The organism is Kitasatospora sp. NBC_01300 (assembly GCF_041435235.1).
Taxonomy (GTDB): Bacteria; Actinomycetota; Actinomycetes; order Streptomycetales; family Streptomycetaceae; genus Kitasatospora.
The window spans coordinates 413,824-432,309 of sequence record NZ_CP108408.1; the positions used below are offsets into that span (position 1 = coordinate 413,824).

Genomic DNA, 18,486 nt, shown 5'->3' on the forward strand with positions numbered 1-18,486 from the left:
GCGCGCAACAGGGCCGGATACTGCATGCCATCGCCGACCTCGGCGGTCGCGCCCCCAACGACGACCGACAGGCCCGCGAAGCACCGCCCACCCCCGACCCGACGGTGCAGCACCGAAGGAGACCTCGTGTCCGCCCCACCCCGCAGAGCACTCGCCGCCGTCCTCGCCCCCGCGCTCCTGGCGCTGAGCGCGGGCCTCGCCCCGGCCGCGTCGGCCGCCCCCGAACCGTCAGCCGCCCCGGCCGGCGCCCCGTCGACCGCCCCGTACACCGTGAGCGTCGGCAAGCCGGTCGGCTACGGCCACCCCACCGACACCCCCGCCGTCCCGTACACCGACAAGGACGGCACCTTCTACTTCCAGCAGTCCGCCGCGCTCTACGGCGCGAACGACCCCCGGTACTGGGACTTCTTCACCGGCACGGACTTCGACTCCGCCACCCGGTCGAGCGCGCTCAGCAACGCCGTCAACCCCGCCAACCCCCAGGACCGCAACAACGACACCACCTGGCGCTGCAACAACAGCCCCACCGGCCTGACCTCGACCTCCGCGCCCGCCGGGTCGGGCTACGCCCAGAAGAACTACTGCGACCTCTCCGGCATCTGGGTCGACCCGGACACCGGCGACTGGTACGGGCTGGTGCACAACGAGTTCACCCCGCAACCCTTCGGCGACGGCCTCCACTTCGACGCCATCGACTACGCCGTCTCCAGCGACCAGGGCCGGACGTGGACCATCAAGGACCACGCCATCACCTCGCCCTACAGCACCCGGCGGGGCGACACCGCGGCCTTCCCGAACCAGACCTTCGACTACGGGGACGGCGACCAGCGCCTCTTCGTCGACACCGCCTCGGGCTACTTCTACGTCTTCTACGGCTCGCGGATCGTCGACAAGGGCGGCAGCTGGAAGGCCTTCCACGAACACGTGGCCCGGGCCCCGATCGCCGCCAAGATGGCACCCGGCTCGTGGCAGAAGTGGTACGACGGCGCGTGGTCGCAGCCCGGCACGGGCGGCCAGGAGAGCAACCTGGTGCCCGCCGACTCCGCGCACCCCACCGGCTACACCCCGGTCGCCGACGAGTACGACCCGGCGAACACCGGCACCGTGGCCCAGCAGGTCGCGGCCGGCACGATGCCGCCCACCTCACCGCTGTTCGTCATGGACATCACCTACAACGCCTACCTCGGCCTGTACATCGCCGAGCCGCAGGCCGTCGACCAGAGCGGATCGGCGCCCCAGCAGTACTACGCCACCGCCGACCTCGCCAGCCAGAAGTGGGTGCCGATCGGCGACACCGGCGGCTACCACACCGCGTCCTGGTACCGCTGGTTCCTCGACAGCGCCAACCGCACCAACAGCACCGTCGTCGGCAAGACCTTCCGCTCGTACTGCGCCTTCGGCTGCTCCAACGGCGCGTCCGGCGAGTACGTGGACGTGACGATCAACGGCTCCGCGCCCGCCGCTCCCCCCGTCGACCCCGGCAAGACCTACCGGATCGGCAACGCCGACGGCCGGGTCCTCGCCCAGGTCGCCGGCGGCCCGGCCACCACCTCGCTGGCCGCCGGCACCGGCTCCGACCTGGAGGCCTGGAGCTTCGCCGGCAACGGCGACGGCTCCTACCGGATCACCAACGCCGCCACCGGCCGCCTGCTCGGCGTCGACTCCACCGCCACCGCCGGCCGTGCCTGGGGCGCCCGCCCCACCGCCACCGCCGCCGGCCCGGGCGGGCCCACCGTCGGCCAGCAGTGGTTCGTCATCCCCGGGAAGTCCGCCGACGGAACCGCCACCGGCACGTTCAAGCTCGTCAACCGCTACAGCGGACTCGTCCTCGGCCTCTCCTCCACCAGCAGTCGGTCCACCGAGACCACGCCCACCCGCAGTTGGGCCGACACCACCGGCAACCCCGTCGGCGGCACCCGCGGCCCCGGCGAGCAGACCCTCACCCTGACCGCCACCGGCACCGCGCCCAACCCCCCGCTGGACGGCACCCACACCCTGACCGCCGCCGGCAAGGCCCTCGACAACCCCGGCCACTCCACCGCCCAGGGCACCCAGTTGGTCACCTGGGCCCCCAACGGCGGCCCGAACCAGACCTGGGTGCTCACCCGGCAGGCGGACGGCAGCTACCAGATCGCCAACGGCGAGTCGCACCTGTGCATGGACGTCGACGGCGGATCGACCTCCGTCGGCGCCAAGGTGATCCAGTGGGCCTGCACCGGCGGCGGCAACCAGCGCTGGCAGCTCACCCCGGCCGCCGGCGGCTACCGGATCACCTCCCAGAAGAGCGGTCTGCTGCTCACCACCGCGTCCACCGCCGACGGCGCCCGGACCACCCAGCAGCCCGACACCGGATCGCCCCTCCAGGTCTGGACCGTCAACTGACCACCCGCCCGTAAGCCCGGCCGGGAGCCGGGGCCGGGCAAGCGGCCCCGCACCTTCCGATACCGCCCGGAAGCACCCAACATCCCTTCCCCCTCCGTCAGTTGGCGAGAATCGGCCAGTGCGGAGGCGCGCCCGTTGACCTCCGGGCCGCTGGGCGTTTGGCTCTCCCCAACCAGTTGCGCGGGCGGTGCCACCCACCAGGGTGGCACCGCCCGCGCCGTCGTCACCAAGGGGAGGACCCCACCTCATGACCACCACACGAACCCGGCGCGGGCTGCTGCGCGGCGGCTGCGCCCTGCTCGCCGCCGTACTGGCCGGCCTCGCCGCACCGGCCGCCGCCGAAGCGCACCCGCGCACGGGCGGGATCATCCGGGTGAGCGTCGGCCTCGACGGCGCCCAGCCGGACGGCGCGTCCGCCGCCCTCGGGCTGAGCGCCGACGGCCGCTACGCGCTGTTCTCCTCGGACGCGACCAACCTGGTGCCCGGCGACACCAACGGGGCGACGGACGTCTTCGTCCGGGACCTGTACACCGGCCGCACCCAACGCGTCAGCGTCGGCGCGGACGGCGCCCAGCTCGACGCCCCCACCACCCAGGCATCGATCAGCGGCGACGGCCGCTTCGTCACGTTCACCACCAAGGCCACCAACGTGCTGCCCAGCCACAAGGCCAACAGCGGCGGGGAGGTCTACCTCCGCGACCTCCGGGACGGCGTCACCGAGCTGATCACCGCCGGCGATCCGGCCGCCACCGACCAGGACGGCCGCAAATCCCGTGACGGGGTGGTCAGTTGGGACGGCCGGTTCGTGGCCTTCTCCTCCTCCCGGACCGACCTCGCGCCGGTCGGCAAGTTCAGCAAGGAGAACATCTACGTCACCGACCGCCGGGAGGGCACCACCCGCCTGGTCACCCTCGGGGTGGACGGCAAACCGGGCAACGGCGACTCCTACCTGCCCTCGATCAGCGCCGACGGCCGCGTCATCGGTTTCAAGTCCCGCGCGTACAACCTTCTCCCAGCTCCCGCGCAGACTCCCGCGGCTCCCGAAGACCACGGCGACTCCCCCGCGATCCTCGGGCACGCCTCCTACCCCCTCTACGTGTTCGACCAGCACACCGGGGTGATCAGCGGCGCGAGCACCGACCCCGCCGGGCAACTCGCCAACACCGGCCTGGACGCCACCCTCAGCCCCGACGGGCGGTACGCCGTCTACACCCTCGACGCGCCCGGCGGGCCGATCCTCAACCGCCACCAGGAGCTCTACGCCCGTGACCTGCGCACCGGCACCGTGACCAGGGTGACCACCCCGCTGCCCGGCACCACGACGGTCGGCTCCGCCGGCCGCGGCACCATGTCCTACGACGACCGCTGGGTCTACTTCGTCTCCGACGCCGGCAACCTCGTCCCCGGCGTCGACGGCGGGCAGCAGAACGTGTTCCGCCGCGACCTCGCCACCGGAGCCGTCGAGCTCGCCGGAGCGGCCGAGGACGGCACGGCGAGCACCGGCACCTCGGACAACCCGTACACCGACGCCTCCGGCAGCGCCGTGCTGTTCACCTCCGAGGACGGCACCCTCGTCCCCGGTGACACCAACCACGTCCCGGACGTCTTCCTCCGCCGGCTCCTCGCGCACTGACGGCGGACGGGGCTGTTGCGGGTGCTGACCAGGCGGTTTCCGTCATCTGCCGGTGAAGGGCGGGATCACCGGTCGTCCCGGCCACGAGAAGCGCGATCCGGCGGGGAGGAAACAACGGCAACACCCGTAACAGCACCCGGGCGAAAAGCGTGCCGCCCGGCGCCGCCAGCACATAATCACCACATTCTTACCCCGAATTGTAAGGCCACTGTCAAGGCACCAAGGTGCGCCAGGCCGCAGTGACTTCAGGACACTGTCGGGGATACTGTTTTCATCACCCCTCGGGCGACGGATGCTTGTACGTACAGTCTCCGTTCTTTTGGCACTGCCGTGTTGTCCGCAGGCCAGTCCACGGAGCGTGCAGCAGGACGTGCTGCTCCCGGCGACGACTCGTGAGGTCGATCGTGACAATGAGAAAAGCCTCAGGAATTCAACAGCCGTAGCTGTGGAGACGGCACCCGAATCAACCGTCCAAGGAATAGTCCGAGACGGAACGAGGGTAAAAGTGAAGGCCCTTCTCTACCACTTCCACGGAATCGATGACTTCGATTTCTCGACCATTTCGCCCGAGGACCTCCCCGAGGTCCAGAAGGCCGCGGAATCCCGTGAGTACGGAATTCTGCCGACCGTCTACCTGCGGCGGGAGAACCTCCCCCGCCTGGTGGAGGTCCTCCAGGAGTACCACCGGCTCGAACAGGCGGACGCGGTTCCCAACATCGCCGGTTTCGCGATCGAGGGCCCGCTGCTGGGACCGCAGGGCGGAATACCCCGGGCCGGACGGTGGTTCCCGTCGGCGAAGGAGTGGGACGTCATCGCGTCCCTCGGCCCGCTCGGCCTGCGCTACATCGTGATGGCGCCCGACGCCATGGCCCTGGACGAGCGCATCGACGCCGGCCCCACCTTCGCCGACCTGCTCACCAGCTTCTACGAGCAGGGGCTCAGGATCGCCGTGGGGCACTTCCACCGGGAGGCGCCCGAACGCAGTGCCGTGCGGCTGCGGGAAGTGCTCGAATTCCTGCACAGCCGCTACGAATCCTCCCCGTACCTGGTCCTGACCGACCATCTGTACAACGACACCCCGCGGAACTTCACACATTCCTGGCGCACGCCGCAGGAGCGGGTCCACCGCGACGTCGAACTCCGGCGGGTGCTCGATCCCGACTGGAACGAGACCGACCTCCGGGAACTGCTCGGCCCCGTTCCGGCAGAAATGCTGCGCTCCGCACGCGAGTCCCTCCTGTACCCGTGCATCAACTTCGACGGGTACCACGTCGACCTCGAAATCTGTCGGCGCACCGTCGAATACCTGGGCGTGGACCGCCTCATCGCGCTGACCGACCACACCGAGGTCGCCACGATGGCTCAGGAGCCGCTTTCCCGGAGTGACCACAATCCGCTGTGGCTGCGTGACGACGGCGCCGTGGCGGCGGGGTCGAGCGGTTATGAGCAGCAGCGACAGAACATTCTCTCCATCGGATTCGACGACGCGGCGGTTCACCGCATGTTCGTCGACAACCCCGTGACGGCGATCGGATACCGCATCAAGAAGGGCGCCGCGTAAGGGCCTGCAGGGCCGAAAATCACGAAGACATCGGGAGAGGAACTCACGGCCACCCGGGCGTTGCGCCCCGGCCACTTCCTCGACCGTGTCGTGCGGGCCGGGGACACGGCCGCCGCCACCGCGGCGCTCGCGGTCGTGTCCCCGGCAGCCGCCGGCCCGCGCATCCTCCAGGACGACGTCCGGCTGCGGCGCGGCCACGCGGATCCGCCGGCGTGATCCGGCGGCGTGATCCGGCGGATCCGGATGTGAACCACATCGGCGAACCACATTGGCGAACCACGAGAGGGGACCAAGGCATGAGCAAGGTTGTCGTCACGGGCGGCGGCGGGTTCATCGGCTCGCACATCGTCGACCGGTTGTGCGCACAGGGACACCGCGTCCTGGTGGTGGACGACTTCTCCACCGGCGATCGGGCCAATCTCGCCGAGAGCGAGGCCCGTTGGCCCGAGTTGAGCGTTCTCACGGCCGACGTGGTCGACGAGTCCACCGCGGCCGCGGTGGAGGACTTCGCGCCCGAGGTGCTGCTGCTCCTGGCCGCACAGTTCAGCGTGAAGGTGTCGATGCGCGATCCCCTGCTGGACGCCCAGGTCAACGTCATCGGCCTGGTCCGGATGCTCGAAGCGGCACGGCGCAGCCGGAGCCGCAAGGTCGTGTTCGCCTCCAGCGGCGGGACGATCTACGGGCCCGCCGGTGAGGACGGGGTGCCCATCAAGGAGTCCACGGGCCGGGTGCCCAGCTCGTTCTACGGGCTGACCAAGTCCGTCGCCGTCGACTATCTGCGCCTCTACCACGAGACCTTCGGCCTGGACTACGTCGCGCTCGCCCTCGGCAATGTCTTCGGCCCCCGCCAAACCCCGTTCGGTGAGGCGGGAGTCGTCTCCATCTTCGCGCAGCGCATGCTCTCCGGGCAGACCTGCGTCATCAACGGGGACGGCCTGCAGACCCGCGACTACGTGCACGTGAGCGACGTGGCCGATGCGTTCGTGCGGGCCATGGACCAGGGGCACGGTCTGATCAACATCGGTAAGGGACAGGAGACTTCGGTCCTGGACATCCATCAGGCGGTCGAGAAGCGGACCGGCCGTTCGCTGCCGCCCCGCTTCGGGCCGGCGCTGGCGGGAGAGGTGCGCCGGGGGTGTCTGGACCCCTCCCGCGCCCAGGCCCAGCTGGGCTGGACCCCCGGGACGACGCTGGAGGACGGGGTCGACTCCGTCGTGTCCTGGCTGACCGCACGCCCCCTCCAGGCGAAGGACTCCGACGGGGCGGGGCAGACGGGATGAGGCTGGCGGGGATGATCCTGGCAGCCGGGCGCGGCAGCCGGATGGGAGCACTCACCGCCCGGACGCCCAAGCCGCTCCTGCCCCTGGCGGGCAAGCCGCTGCTGGGACACCTGCTGGACCGGTGTGCCGAGACCGACGTCACCGACGTCTACCTCAATCTGCACTACCAGGCCGAGCAGGTCCTTCACTTCCTCGACGGCACCACGGTGAAGGTGCCCGTCCACGCCCGGACCGAGCCCCGCCTCACCGGGCCCGCCGGGGCGCTGCGGCTGTTCCACGAGGAACTGGCCGCCTTCGACGCCGTGCTCGTCACGTCCTGCGACGTCCTCATGGGCGAGCCGCTCCAACGGCTCGTCGACGCGCACACGCGCGGCGGGTACGCCCTGACGTTCGCCTGTACGAGGATCCGGCAGGCCCGCCGCTACGGCGTGCTGGACATCGACCCCGATGGCCGGATCCTCGGCTCCAGGGAGAAGCCCGACGTCCCCGACGACGAGACGCACTGGATCAGCGCCGGGGTCTACTGCCTGGACCCCCGCGTCATCGCGCACATCCCCGAAGGCGTCGTCTACGACTACGCCAGCGAACTCGCCCCCGCGCTGATGGCCGCCGGCGAACGCGTGGGGGCGCACCGGCTCACCGGCTACTGGCGGGACGTGGGCACCCCCGACTCGCTGCGCGAGGCCGGCGAGGACGCCGGCCGTGGGCTGATCCCCTGGCTCACCGAAAGGGTGGAGCGATGAAAGTCCTGATGCTGACCTCCAGTTACGAACCCCTGCACGGCGGGGCCGAGACCTATGCGCGGCTGCTGTGCGAAGGGCTGGTGGCCGAGGGCCACGAGGTCGTCATCGCGACCGACGGGTCGTGGCTGGACCACCTGCCCGGGGAGCGCGAGGAGGACGCGGGGCGGGTCGTGCGGCTGCGCGACTTCGCGGACCACGTGGACGCGCGGGACAAGGTGCGATGGCGGCAGATGCAGTACTCCGTCCTCGACGAACTGGGGGCCGTGCTCCAGGGCGAGAGCTTCGACGTCGTCCACGCCAACAGCCATGAGGCGCTGATCCTCGCGAGCATCGTGGCGCTCGAAACGGACGCCGCACTGGTGTGCTCGCTGCACGAGCAGAGCCCCGACCTGGAGCGGTTCGGCCGTGGCCGGTGCCGCCTGTCGTACCAGACCCTCCCCGTCGACATGCACTTCGTCCCCAGCCGCTTCTTCGCCGAGCGCGCCGCCCGGTTCGGCGCCCCCGCCGACCGCATCAGGCTCGTCCACAACGGCGTTCCCGACGCGCCGCCGGACGACGTGGCCCGGAACCTGCGCGCCGCGCTGCGCGCCGAACTCGCCGTCGACCCCGACCAGCGGCTGGTCGTCCTCCCGGGCCGGATGTCCGCCCGCAAGGCGCAGCTCGACCTGGCCGCGGCGCTGCCCCTGGTCGCGGCGGAGCTGCCCGAGGTGCGGGTGCTCCTGTCGGGGAGGGTCTCGGACTACGCGTACGAGAAGAGCGTGTGGGACCGGCTCGAACGCGGCGGTGTGGCGGAACTGGTCACGCTCCGCCAGGACTTCGGGGCCGAGACGATGCCCGCCGTCTACGCTGCGGCGGACCTGGTGGTCCAACCCTCCCTGGCCGAGGGACTTCCGTTCAGCGTGGTCGAGGCGATGCGCGCCGGCAAGCCCGTCGTCGGCACCCGCGTCATCGGCATCAGCGACGTCATCACCGACGGCGTCGACGGCCTGCTCGTACCGGCGGCCGACCCGCCCGCCCTGGCCGAGGGGATCCTGCGGGTGCTCACCGACGAGGCGTCGGCCGCCGAGCTGGCGGCCAACGCGTACACCACGGCGGAACGGAAGTTCAGCAGCCGCAGGATGGTCGCGGACACCCTGGACGGCTACCGGGCGGCCATGGCGCGTCGCCGGCAGTCGGCGTCCGCGGCCCCGACCTCGTGAAGGGGTGACCGTGTCCGACTACGCGCGACTGGTCAAGGCCTACGACATCCGCGGGGAAGTCCCCACCGAACTCGACGGCGAGGTCGCGGAACGCATCGGCGGCCTGTTCATCCGGTTCACCGACGCCCCGCAGGTGGTGGTGGCCAGGGACATGCGCCCTTCCTCGGCCATGCTGGTGCGGGCGTTCGGCGACGGCGCCCGCCGGGCCGGTGCCGACGTCATCGACGCCGGGCTCGGCTCCACCGACTACCTCTACTACGCCAGTGGATCGCTCGGACTTCCCGGCGCCATGATCACCGCCAGCCACAACCCCGCGAAGGACAACGGCATCAAGCTGTGCCTGAGCGGCGCGGCGCCCCTGGGGGAGAACACGGGCCTCGGCCGGATCCGCGACTGGCTCGTGGCGGGGGAACGCGCCGCACCCGCCGCGGACCCCGGCACCCGCACGGAAAGGCCACTCCTCAAGGAGTACGCGGCCCACCTGCGGCAACTCGTCGACCTCACCGGGATCCGGCCCCTCAAGGTCGTCGCCGACGCGGGCAACGGCATGGCCGGCCTGACCGCCCCGGAGGTCTTCGCGGGCCTGCCCGTCGACCTCGTCCCGCTCTACTTCGAACTCGACGGCACGTTCCCCCACCACGAGGCCAACCCCATCGACCCCAGGAACCTCGTCGACCTCCAGGCCGAGGTCCGCAGGCAGGGGGCCGACATCGGACTCGCCTTCGACGGTGACGCCGACCGCTGCTTCTTCGTCGACGAAGGCGGTCAGCCGGTCTCACCGTCCGCCGTCATCAGCCTGATCGCGGGCCGGGAGCTGGCACGGCACCCCGGCTCGGCCATCGTGTACAACCTGATCACCGCGGAGGCCACGGTGCGGAGCATCCGCCGCCACGGCGGACGCCCCTTCCGGTCCCGCGTGGGGCACTCCCACGTCAAGGCGCTCATGGCGGAGCACAACGCGGTGTTCGGCGGAGAGCACTCCGGGCACTACTTCTTCCGGGACTTCTGGCGTGCCGACAGCGGCATGCTCGCCGCGCTCCACGTGTTGGCCGCCCTCGGCGGACAGGACCGGCCGCTGTCCGCCGTGATCGCCGCGCACAGCCGCTTCGCGCTGTCCGGTGAACTCAACTGCGCCGTCGCCGACGTCGCGGCCACGATCCGGGAGGTGGAGGAGCGCTACCGGCACCGGGCCGGGGTGACCACGGACCGGCTCGACGGTCTGACGGTCGGCCTGCCGGGCGGAACCCGGTTCAACCTGCGCCCCTCGAACACCGAACCGGTCCTCCGGATCAACGTGGAGGCGCACGACCAGGAGACCATGGAGCACCTCCGGGACGAGGTCCTCGCGTTGATCCGACCGTAGGACGTCAAGACGTCAAGACATTTCTGACGGTGCGTCGGGGCGCGCTCGGGTTGCGGCCGGTCGGCCGGTGACGCCGGTAGTCTGCCACCCCTGCCTACGGCACTTCGAAGAAGGGCATCCCATGGGCTTGGCCCCGTCCTGTGACCATGTCGACGGCGGCGCAGGGGTCTCGCCGTGACGGCGCCCGTCCCCCCGGGCGCCGCGCGGCTGTTGACCGTGGGCGTCGCCTCCGTCGGAGGACTGCTGTTCGGCTACGGAATCGGGGTGATCGCCGGAGTCCTGCGGCTGGTCGCCACCACCTTCGCCCTGTCGTCGTGGCAGCAGGGGGCGGTCGTGTCGGCCGCCCTCCTCGGCGCGGCGCTCACCGCCCTCACCAGCGGGCGGCTGGCGGACAGGTTCGGGCGCCGGCCGGTCATCGGCGCCGCCGCCGCCGTGTACGCCCTCGGAACGGCGGTCTCGGCGGCGGCCTCGGGCTCCACCACGCTCCTCGCCGGGCGGTTCCTCGTCGGACTCGCCCTGGGGGCCGTCTCGTTCGCGGTCCCGCTGTACATCTCCGAGATCTCTCCGCCCGCCCGACGCGGCGCGCTCGTCACACTGAACCAACTCATGATCACGATCGGGCTCCTGCTGTCCTACGTGGTGGCCTATCTCCTGGAACCCGCGGGGGCCTGGCGCTGGATGCTCGCCCTCGGGCTCCTGCCCGCGTGCGTGCTGCTGGCCGGCATGTGCCTGGTGCCCGAATCGCCGGACTGGCTGCACTCCAGGGGAGACACCGCCCGGGCGGCGAGCGCCGCGCGGCGCCTGTCCCCGCCGGACCCGGGCGGCGCAGCCGTCCGACCCGGTGGCCGCCCCGCGACGGCGACCGCCGCCCGGCCCACCGCCGGCCCCGCGACCGCGACCGTCGCACGGCCCACCGCCGCCCCCGCCGCGACCCTCCGGCAGGCCTGCGCGCTGGCCGGTCCCCGCTGGGTCGCGCTGGGACTGGCGATCGCCGTCCTGGTCCACCTGACCGGCCTGAACACCGCGATCTACTACGTGCCGACCATCCTGGGCGGAAGCGGCATGACCGCTGCCGGAGGCATCCGGGGAGCCGTCCTGGTCGGGCTGTGCAACGTGGCCGCCACCGTCGTCACCATCGCCCTGCTCGACCGGGTCGGCCGCCGGAAGACGATGATCGGAGGACTGCTGGTCATGGCGGTCGCGGCCGTCGGCATCGCGGTGGCGCAGCCGCTCGGGCACACGGGGGCGCCGACCGCGGCGCTGCTGTGCGTCTTCATCATGGCGGGAGCGGTGGGCCCCGCCGCCGTCTTCTGGGTCTACATCGCCGAGATCTACCCGGCGGGTGCCCGCGGAGTCCTGATGAGTCTGGCCACCGCGGCCCACTGGGGAACCGACTTCGTCGTGGCGACCACGTTCCTCCCCCTCGTGCAGGAGCTGTCGCTCGGCGGGGCGTTCGGTGTGTACGCGGCGATCAGCGCGGCGTCCGCCCTGGCCCTGGCCCGCTGGATGCCCGAGACCCGTGGTCGTCTGCTGCTGTGAACGGGACCGGGCGCGAGGCTCCTGTGCTCGCGCCCGGGCTGGGCTTCGCCCGCCGCCACCTGACGATGCGCCAGAATTGCCGTCAGCCGAGCAATCAGCCGCGCGTCCCCGAAGGTAGGCATCATGACCCGCTACAGCGTCGACCCGAACCGGCACGAGCTCATCGCCACCTGGGGAACCGGCGAAGGCGACCTCGCCACCCGGATCACCGCCCTCCCGGCCGACGCGGCCGGCGCCACGCTCCTGCGCCTGGCCGGCGCGCTGACCCGCCTGTCGGAGGCGGCCTGGCGCACCTACACCCACCCCGCCAGCGCCGCCGGCTCCCTCGAACCCGACACCGAAGGCTGGCGCCGCGAACAGGAACGCGACACCTTCAGCGAGGTCGCCGAGGCCGTGGCCGCGCCGAACCTGCCCCACGGCGGCCTGCTCACCGTCTCCTACAGCCCCCTGCTGGAATCCGCCCACCAGGCCGGCCGCGCCCTGCACGCCCTCGACGAACCCGAGTTGACGAAGGCCGTGCTCGCCGAGACCGTCACCGAACTCACCGCCGTCGAGAGCGCCGAACTCGGCGACCTCACCGGCCGCGCCCAGCAGGCCGTCCTGCTCAGCCGCGAGGACGCCTCCCCCGTCCAGGTCGCCGCCGCCGACCACCTGCTGGAGCAGAACCCCTTCGGCTCCCTCGCCCTCTTCTCCGACGTCGACCCGACCGCCGCCGCCGTCGCGGCCGCGCACTGGCTCGCCGCCGCGGCCGAGGTCGCCGCCGACGCCTCCGGCCACGACGCCACCGCCGTCCTGCTCGAAGCCGACAGCATCGAGGACCTCCCGCACCAGACCCCCACCCTCGTCCTCGAACTCCTCGACGCCGGCCACACCCCCCACGACGCCGTCACCGGCCTCGTCCGCCACGCCCTCCACATCGCCGACGGCCTCCTCCCCGACCCCGCCGGCCTGCGCGAACAACTCGAAGACCTCGACGGGGCCCTCGACGACTACAGCGACGACTACGCCGACGACGAGGAGACCGACCCGGAGGACACCGGCCTGCGCCTCACCCCCCTCGACCCCAGGCGCCCCGCCCGCGACCTCCTCGAGGACCTCCTCGCCGGCATCCACGGCTGCTGGGTCCTCCACACCGAGTACGACGACCTCGACGAGGAGCACCTCGGCGCCGACGACGCAGACTCGGCCGACGCCGGCCCGGACGACGCGGACCCGGATGGCGCTGACCTGGACGACGCGCACCTGAACGACGAACGGGCCGAACAGCACCGGCACCAAAGCCGCGAGAACTTCGCCCGCCTCGTCCGCGAAACCGCCGCCCGCCACCGCGACCGGCTCCTCTGACCGCACCTCCCCGCTCCGACGGGGACGGCGGGCGACCGCCCGAGCCGTACGGCCGACTCCGCCGCCCCCCAGCCCTCGCGCCGGCCTCCCCGGACGGCTGCTGCCGGTGTCGGCGGGCGCCGGCCCGGCGGGTCGCCCGGACGCCACCGCCCGCCGAAAGTGCTCCGTGCCGTCCGGACGGCCCAGCACCGGTCGTGGTCCGGGCGTGCAGAACAAAGCATGGAGAGCACGAACCGGGCGGCCGCGGGCTTGCACGTGCCCACCGACGGCCGAGCGGATGACGGGATGACCGGAGGGTTGTGCGTGATGCGTACGCTGTACACCAGCCAGGGCGGCGGCCCCCGGCTGCCGCGAAGAGTGGCCGCCCTGGCCGCGGCGGCAGGAATGGCCGTCCTCCTCGTGGCGTCGTGCTCATCCGGGAGCTCGTCCGGGCCCGCGACGCCGACGAACGCGGCGGGGGCGACGCTGTCGGAGGCACCCAACCCGTCGAGCTTCTCCGGGGAGCCGCCCTCCGCCTTCGCCTCCGCGCTGGAGTCGGCCTCGGCCTCGGTAGCCGCGCGCTCGGCCTCGGCGGCGGCCGCCGCCTCGGCGTTCGAGGCATCGGCGGACGCGCAGGCCGCGCAGAACCGGGCGAAGGCGACCGAGGTGCTCAAGACCGTGGAGGGCCCCGGCAACGCCACCTCCGACATCACCCTGACCGGCGTGCCGCGATCCACCACCGGCGGCCTCCACGCCGCCGTCGTGACCATCGTCAACAGCACCCGCGAGGCCGCGTCCTACGCGGTCCAGGTGGACTTCACCGACGAGTCGGGCCGCGCCGTCGACTCGGCGATCGTCGGCGCCGAGAACCTGGCCCCGGGTGGGAAGGCCAGTCCGATCGCCTTCAGCCGCCAGCCGGCCGACCTGGCCCTGGTCCCGGTCGTGGTGAAGGCCCAGCGCTACTGAGCCCAGCGGTACTGAGCCCGGCGCTACCGGGCGCACCCCGACCGGGCAACGCCCGACGTCCCGCCGGCCTCGCGTGCAACGGAGCACGGGAGGCCGGCGGGACGTCAGCAGGACGTCGGCAGGACGTCAGCGGGTGATCAACGCCGCTGGAGGGACTTCACGTTGTCGCCGAAGCTCCAACCCTTCGAGCCGTCCCAGTTGAGCGACCAGGTCATGAGCCCCTTCAGCGCACCGCCGAACGCGTTCCACGACTGGCCGACCAGGCCCGGGTCCATGTAGCCGCCGCCCGCACCGGGCTGGGCCGGCAGACCGGGCACCTGCTTGTCGTAGGGGACCTTGACGGTGGTGCCCTGGATGGTCAGGCCGTTGTTCAGGCAGGTGGTCTGCGCGGTGAAGCCCTGCACGGTGCCGGCCTGGTACGAGTCACCGGAGCAGCCGTACATGCTGCCGTTGTAGTACTGCATGTTCAGCCACCACAGTTGCCCGTTGTCGGCGTACTTCTTGATGATCGGCAGGTAGGCGCCCCAGATCGAGCCGTAGGTGACGCTCCCGCCGGTCACGTACGCGGTTTCGGGGGCCATCGTCAGGCCGAAGCCCGCGGGCATCTGCGCCAGCACGCCGTCGATGATGCGCATCAGGTTGGCCTGGGAGGCGGACAGCGTGCCGATGCTGCCGCTTCCGGACAGGCCGGTCTCGATGTCGATGTCGATCCCGTCGAAGTTGTACTTCTTGAGGATCGGGACGACGGTCGCCACGAACCGGTCGGCGACGGTGCTGGAGCTCAGGTCGATGCCGGCGGCGGCACCGCCGATCGACATCAGGATCGTCGCCCCGGCCGCCTTGGCCTGGCACATCTCGGCGGGGGTCGAGACCTTGACGTTGGTGTCCATGCCGTCCTGCCACTGGACGGTGCCGTCCGAGAGGATCACCGGGAAGGCGGCGTTGATGACGTTGTAGCCGTGTGCGGCGATCCGGCTGTCCGTGATGGGGACCCAGCCCATGCCGGGGTGGACGCCGTTCGAGGCGCCGTCCCAGTTCTCCCAGTACCCCTGGAGGACCTTGCCCGACGGCTTGGGCTTCGTGGGGCACGTGTCACCCGGCGCCGGGGTGGTCGGCGGCGGGGTGGTGGGCGGAGGAGTCGTGGGCGGAGGCGTGGTCGGAGGCGGAGTGGTCGGAGGTGGCGTGGTCGGCGGCGGAGTCGTGGGCGGCGGGGTGGTCGGCGTGGTGCCGCCGGGGCCGGTGAGCGACACGTCGTCCGCGTAGTACGCGGGCTGCCCGTACCAGCCGTGCAGGTAGACGGTCACCGAGGTGGTGTTCGGCCCCGTGGTGAAGCCGACGCTGAGCTGGCTGTACGACGCGCTGCTCGGCGTCCAGGTGGACGGGTCGCTGCCGGCGCCGGTGCCGGTGGCGCCCAGGTAGACGTAGCTGCCCTGGACGTAGGCGCTCAGCGTGTACGGGGAGTTGGGCTGCACGCTGACGGTCTGGCTGCACTGGGCGCTGTCCGGGCCGGTCGGCGTGGCCTTGAGCGCGGCGGCGCCGGAGTGGACCGGACTGCTGACGACCTCGCCGGAGCCGCCGGAGCAGGTCCAGCCGGAGAGTCCGCTCTCGAAGCCGGGGTTGGCCACCAGGTTGGGGGTGGCGGCCCCGGCCGTGACGGAGCCGGCCACGGCGACGCCGGCACCGATGACGGCGACGGCGCTCACCCCGGCGAGGGAGCGCCGCAGGACGCTAGGCCCGTGCTGGGCACGACTGGTCCGGTTCACCTGCGCTGCGCGTTCCACACCGACCCGCGGCTGCGGGCCGGCGGCCCGGAGCGGCTCGCTCCCGGCCCGGTCGCCTTCGAGGCGGCCGGGATCCGGACAGGGACGGACCTCGCCCGACAGACGTGGATTACGCGACCTTCGACGGAACATGCTGCGTTCCCTTCCCGCCGGGCGTCATGGACATGACCGACGCGTGGGGGCGCGACGTCCGGCCGTGGGTGAGGTGGGGACATGTGGGGCTGTGCCGGACCGGATCGTAAAAGGGGCGGCGCAGCCCGTCAATAGGTCTGGACCAATTGCGGGGTGCGGCCCAGACCAATTGCAGGGTGCGGCCCGGACGGTCCGTCGACTCACTACGGGGCGGCCACCGGGCCGGGCCGGCGTCAGCGCCGGCCCGCATTCACCTCAGCTGCATTTCGGCCAACTGTGCGAAAGGTCTGTTCGCAACCACGGCGCCCACCTAGAGTGGCGGCGATCCTCCACAAGTGGCCCTTTCTTCACGCCAGTTCACTGGATCTTCACACCAGTGCACCGGCCTCGGGACGTTCAGCGCAGTCTGTTCCCACCATCGAGCCGAGAGGGCCGGGTCCGTGACGCAGGCGTTCCAGTCCCCCGGCTTCGCAGCGCTGGCGGCCGACCGCGCGGTCGAGACGCGGCTTGTCGACGAGCGCTGGCAGGCGGTGGCCTGGGACCTGGGGACGGGCCGGCGCCGGGTGGTCACCGACCGGCCGGGGGGCGTCCACCTGAGCGAGATCGAGCCGGACGGCGACGCCATCTGGTGGTTCGACGCCGACAACGCCGGGGAGGGCCGGTGGTGGCGCGAGCCGTTCACCGGCGGCACGGGCGGCGAGGCGCTGCGCGACGTGCCGCGCGGGCGGGCGTATGGCGTCGCCTTCGACCGGACGGGCGCGCTCGCCGCGGTGGTCGTCGGTGTCGACGACGCCTCGCACTGCTACGTCGGACCGCCCGCGGGCGCGGCCCGGCTGATCGGTTCGGCGCCGGGGTACCTGAGCCTGGCCGACCTCTCGCCGGACGGCCGGCTCCTCGCCCTCGGCGGGCGGCCCGACGGGGACGACTCGGTGGTCCTGTGGCCGACGGGTGCCCGGGCGGGCGCGCAGGCGGACGATCCAGCGGACGGTCCACTGCGGATCGCCGGGAACCACCGACTGCGGCTCTGGCCGATCGAGTTCAACCCGCTCGCGGTGCTCGAACCGGAGCTGCTGCTGGTGGTCGAGGAGGACGAGCGGTACACCGTCGCGACCTGGCGGGCCGGCACCGGACTGCGCAGGTACCCGGGGCTGTCGTTCGACTCGCAGATATCGGCCGGCTGGTACCAGGGGCCGCGCGAGGTGCTGATCCAGCACGAGCGGGCCGGGCGGAGCCGGTTGCTCCTCGCCGACCTCGACCCGCCGGAGGGGCAGGGGGCGACTCGGCAACGGGTGACGCCGCTGGGGGCCGCACGGCAAGGACCGGCCGAACAGGCCCCGCCCGTCCGGGAGATCAGCACGCCCGGCGGCACGATCCACGACCTGTCCTGCGCTCCGGACGGCACCTTGCACTGCGTCTGGAGCCGGGAGTCGACACCGCCCCGCCCGCTGGTGCTGCGCCCCGGCACGGAGGCCGCGGACCACCCCGGACAGGTCCTCGATCCGGACCGGGGCGACACCTCCCGCAGCCGGCGCTGGACGCCCCGGCCGTACGGGCGGATCCACAGCTTCGTCAGCACCCCGGTCGGCGAGGGCCCGTGGCCGACCCTCTTCCTGGTCCACGGCGGCCCCGCCACCCACGACCGCGACTCCTACGACCCGCGGGTGAACGCCCTGGTCGGCCGTGGCTACGCGGTGGTGCGCACCAACTACCGCGGCTCCACCGGCTACGGCGCCCGCTGGCAGCACGAGTACGGCCACCGGGTCGGGCTGGCGCAGATCGAGGACCTGGCCGCCGTCCGCGCGGAGCTGGTCGCCGACGGCACGGCGCTCGCGGAGCGCACCGGCCTGTGCGGATTCTCGTGGGGCGGCTACCTGACCCTGCTGGCGATGGGCGCGCAGCCGGAGTTGTGGTCACTCGGCATGGCCGCCCAGCCGATCGCGGACTACCCCGCCGCCTACCGCACCACCACCCCCGCACTGCGCGAGCTCGATCGCCAGCTCTTCGGCGGGACCCCGGACGAGGTCCCCGAGCGCTACCGCGCGGCCGACCCGCGGTCGTACGTGCACCAGGTCCGCTCGCCCGTCCTGCTGGTCGCCTCGCGGACCGACGAGCGGTGCCCGCCCGACCAGGTCGCCCGGTACGCGGCGGACCTGCGCCGGCTGGCGGTGCCGCACGAACTGCTCTGGGTGGACGGCGGCCACTACAGCCGCCGGACCGCCGACCACCGATCGGTGCTGGCCTCGATGGTCCGGTTCGCCGAGCACGCCTGGCCGGCACCGCTCCCCCTGCCACCCCGGGGCGACCGCCCCGGGGTACCCGCCGAACTGGTGGAAGGAGGTGAACAGCCATGAAGCGACGCAGCATTCAGAACGACCCGATCAGCACCCCGGAGCGTGACCGGGGCGCCGTGGTGGTCCAGGCCTTCGCGCTCGACCTCACCAAGGCCGCGGTGGTCGCGCCTGCCCTCAAGGGGCAGCCGAAGCCGAAGGCGGAGACCAAGGGCAAGTGATTCACCGTCGCTCCGGGGCGCCTGCGGTGCCCCGGAGCGACACCTCATCGACCGTCGGCGAACAACAGAAGTGGC

Annotated in this window: 14 protein-coding genes; 13 read left to right on the plus strand and 1 reads right to left on the minus strand. The window is 72.2% G+C overall.

Annotated elements, in window-relative coordinates:
- Window positions 1-126 precede the first annotated feature (126 nt).
- From OG556_RS01925 to OG556_RS01975, 11 genes are all read left to right on the plus strand, one after another.
- Complete coding sequence (locus OG556_RS01925; protein WP_371515525.1) at window positions 127-2,382, plus strand: RICIN domain-containing protein; 2,256 nt, start codon at window positions 127-129, stop codon at window positions 2,380-2,382.
- Window positions 2,383-2,629: 247 nt separating this feature from the next.
- Entirely contained in the window at window positions 2,630-4,015 is a 1,386-nt protein-coding gene (locus OG556_RS01930) for a hypothetical protein (protein ID WP_371515526.1), read from the plus strand.
- Between the two features lie 505 nt (window positions 4,016-4,520).
- On the plus strand, window positions 4,521-5,576 hold the full coding sequence (locus tag OG556_RS01935; RefSeq protein WP_371515527.1) for a hypothetical protein: 1,056 nt from the start codon (window positions 4,521-4,523) through the stop codon (window positions 5,574-5,576).
- A gap of 60 nt (window positions 5,577-5,636) precedes the next feature.
- Entirely contained in the window at window positions 5,637-5,792 is a 156-nt protein-coding gene (locus OG556_RS01940) for a hypothetical protein (RefSeq protein ID WP_371515528.1), read from the plus strand.
- Window positions 5,793-5,872: 80 nt separating this feature from the next.
- Entirely contained in the window at window positions 5,873-6,856 is a 984-nt protein-coding gene (locus OG556_RS01945) for an NAD-dependent epimerase/dehydratase family protein (RefSeq protein WP_371515529.1), read from the plus strand.
- A gap of 11 nt (window positions 6,857-6,867) precedes the next feature.
- A complete protein-coding gene (locus OG556_RS01950) occupies window positions 6,868-7,599 on the plus strand; it encodes an NDP-sugar synthase (protein WP_371515530.1) in 732 nt (243 codons plus the stop codon).
- An 8-nt stretch (window positions 7,600-7,607) separates the two neighbouring features.
- The gene (locus tag OG556_RS01955) at window positions 7,608-8,798 is read left to right on the plus strand and encodes a glycosyltransferase family 4 protein (protein WP_371515531.1); all 1,191 of its coding nucleotides are present in this window, start codon (window positions 7,608-7,610) and stop codon (window positions 8,796-8,798) included.
- A 10-nt stretch (window positions 8,799-8,808) separates the two neighbouring features.
- On the plus strand, window positions 8,809-10,161 hold the full coding sequence (locus OG556_RS01960) for a phosphomannomutase/phosphoglucomutase (protein ID WP_371515532.1): 1,353 nt from the start codon (window positions 8,809-8,811) through the stop codon (window positions 10,159-10,161).
- Between the two features lie 174 nt (window positions 10,162-10,335).
- Window positions 10,336-11,700 carry a sugar porter family MFS transporter gene (locus OG556_RS01965; RefSeq protein WP_371515533.1) on the plus strand — a complete coding sequence of 455 codons (1,365 nt, stop codon included), beginning with the start codon at window positions 10,336-10,338 and terminating at the stop codon, window positions 11,698-11,700.
- Window positions 11,701-11,823: 123 nt separating this feature from the next.
- The gene (locus OG556_RS01970) at window positions 11,824-13,044 is read left to right on the plus strand and encodes a hypothetical protein (protein ID WP_371515534.1); all 1,221 of its coding nucleotides are present in this window, start codon (window positions 11,824-11,826) and stop codon (window positions 13,042-13,044) included.
- 306 nt (window positions 13,045-13,350) lie between these two features.
- On the plus strand, window positions 13,351-13,989 hold the full coding sequence (locus tag OG556_RS01975) for a hypothetical protein (protein WP_371515535.1): 639 nt from the start codon (window positions 13,351-13,353) through the stop codon (window positions 13,987-13,989).
- Window positions 13,990-14,126: 137 nt separating this feature from the next.
- Here OG556_RS01975 and OG556_RS01980 read toward each other — a convergent pair whose 3' ends face one another.
- The gene (locus tag OG556_RS01980; protein ID WP_371515536.1) at window positions 14,127-15,752 is read right to left on the minus strand and encodes a carbohydrate binding domain-containing protein; all 1,626 of its coding nucleotides are present in this window, start codon (window positions 15,750-15,752) and stop codon (window positions 14,127-14,129) included.
- 590 nt (window positions 15,753-16,342) lie between these two features.
- On the opposite strand from OG556_RS01980, the gene OG556_RS01985 reads away from it, so the two are divergent.
- Together OG556_RS01985 and OG556_RS01990 are read left to right on the plus strand one after the other, a co-directional pair.
- Window positions 16,343-18,253, plus strand: coding sequence for an alpha/beta hydrolase family protein (locus OG556_RS01985; protein ID WP_371515537.1), 1,911 nt, complete (start codon window positions 16,343-16,345; stop codon window positions 18,251-18,253).
- The gene (locus OG556_RS01990; RefSeq protein WP_371515538.1) at window positions 18,250-18,411 is read left to right on the plus strand and encodes a hypothetical protein; all 162 of its coding nucleotides are present in this window, start codon (window positions 18,250-18,252) and stop codon (window positions 18,409-18,411) included. Before OG556_RS01985 ends, OG556_RS01990 begins: the two co-directional genes overlap by 4 nt.
- The last annotated feature ends 75 nt before the right edge of the window (window positions 18,412-18,486 follow it).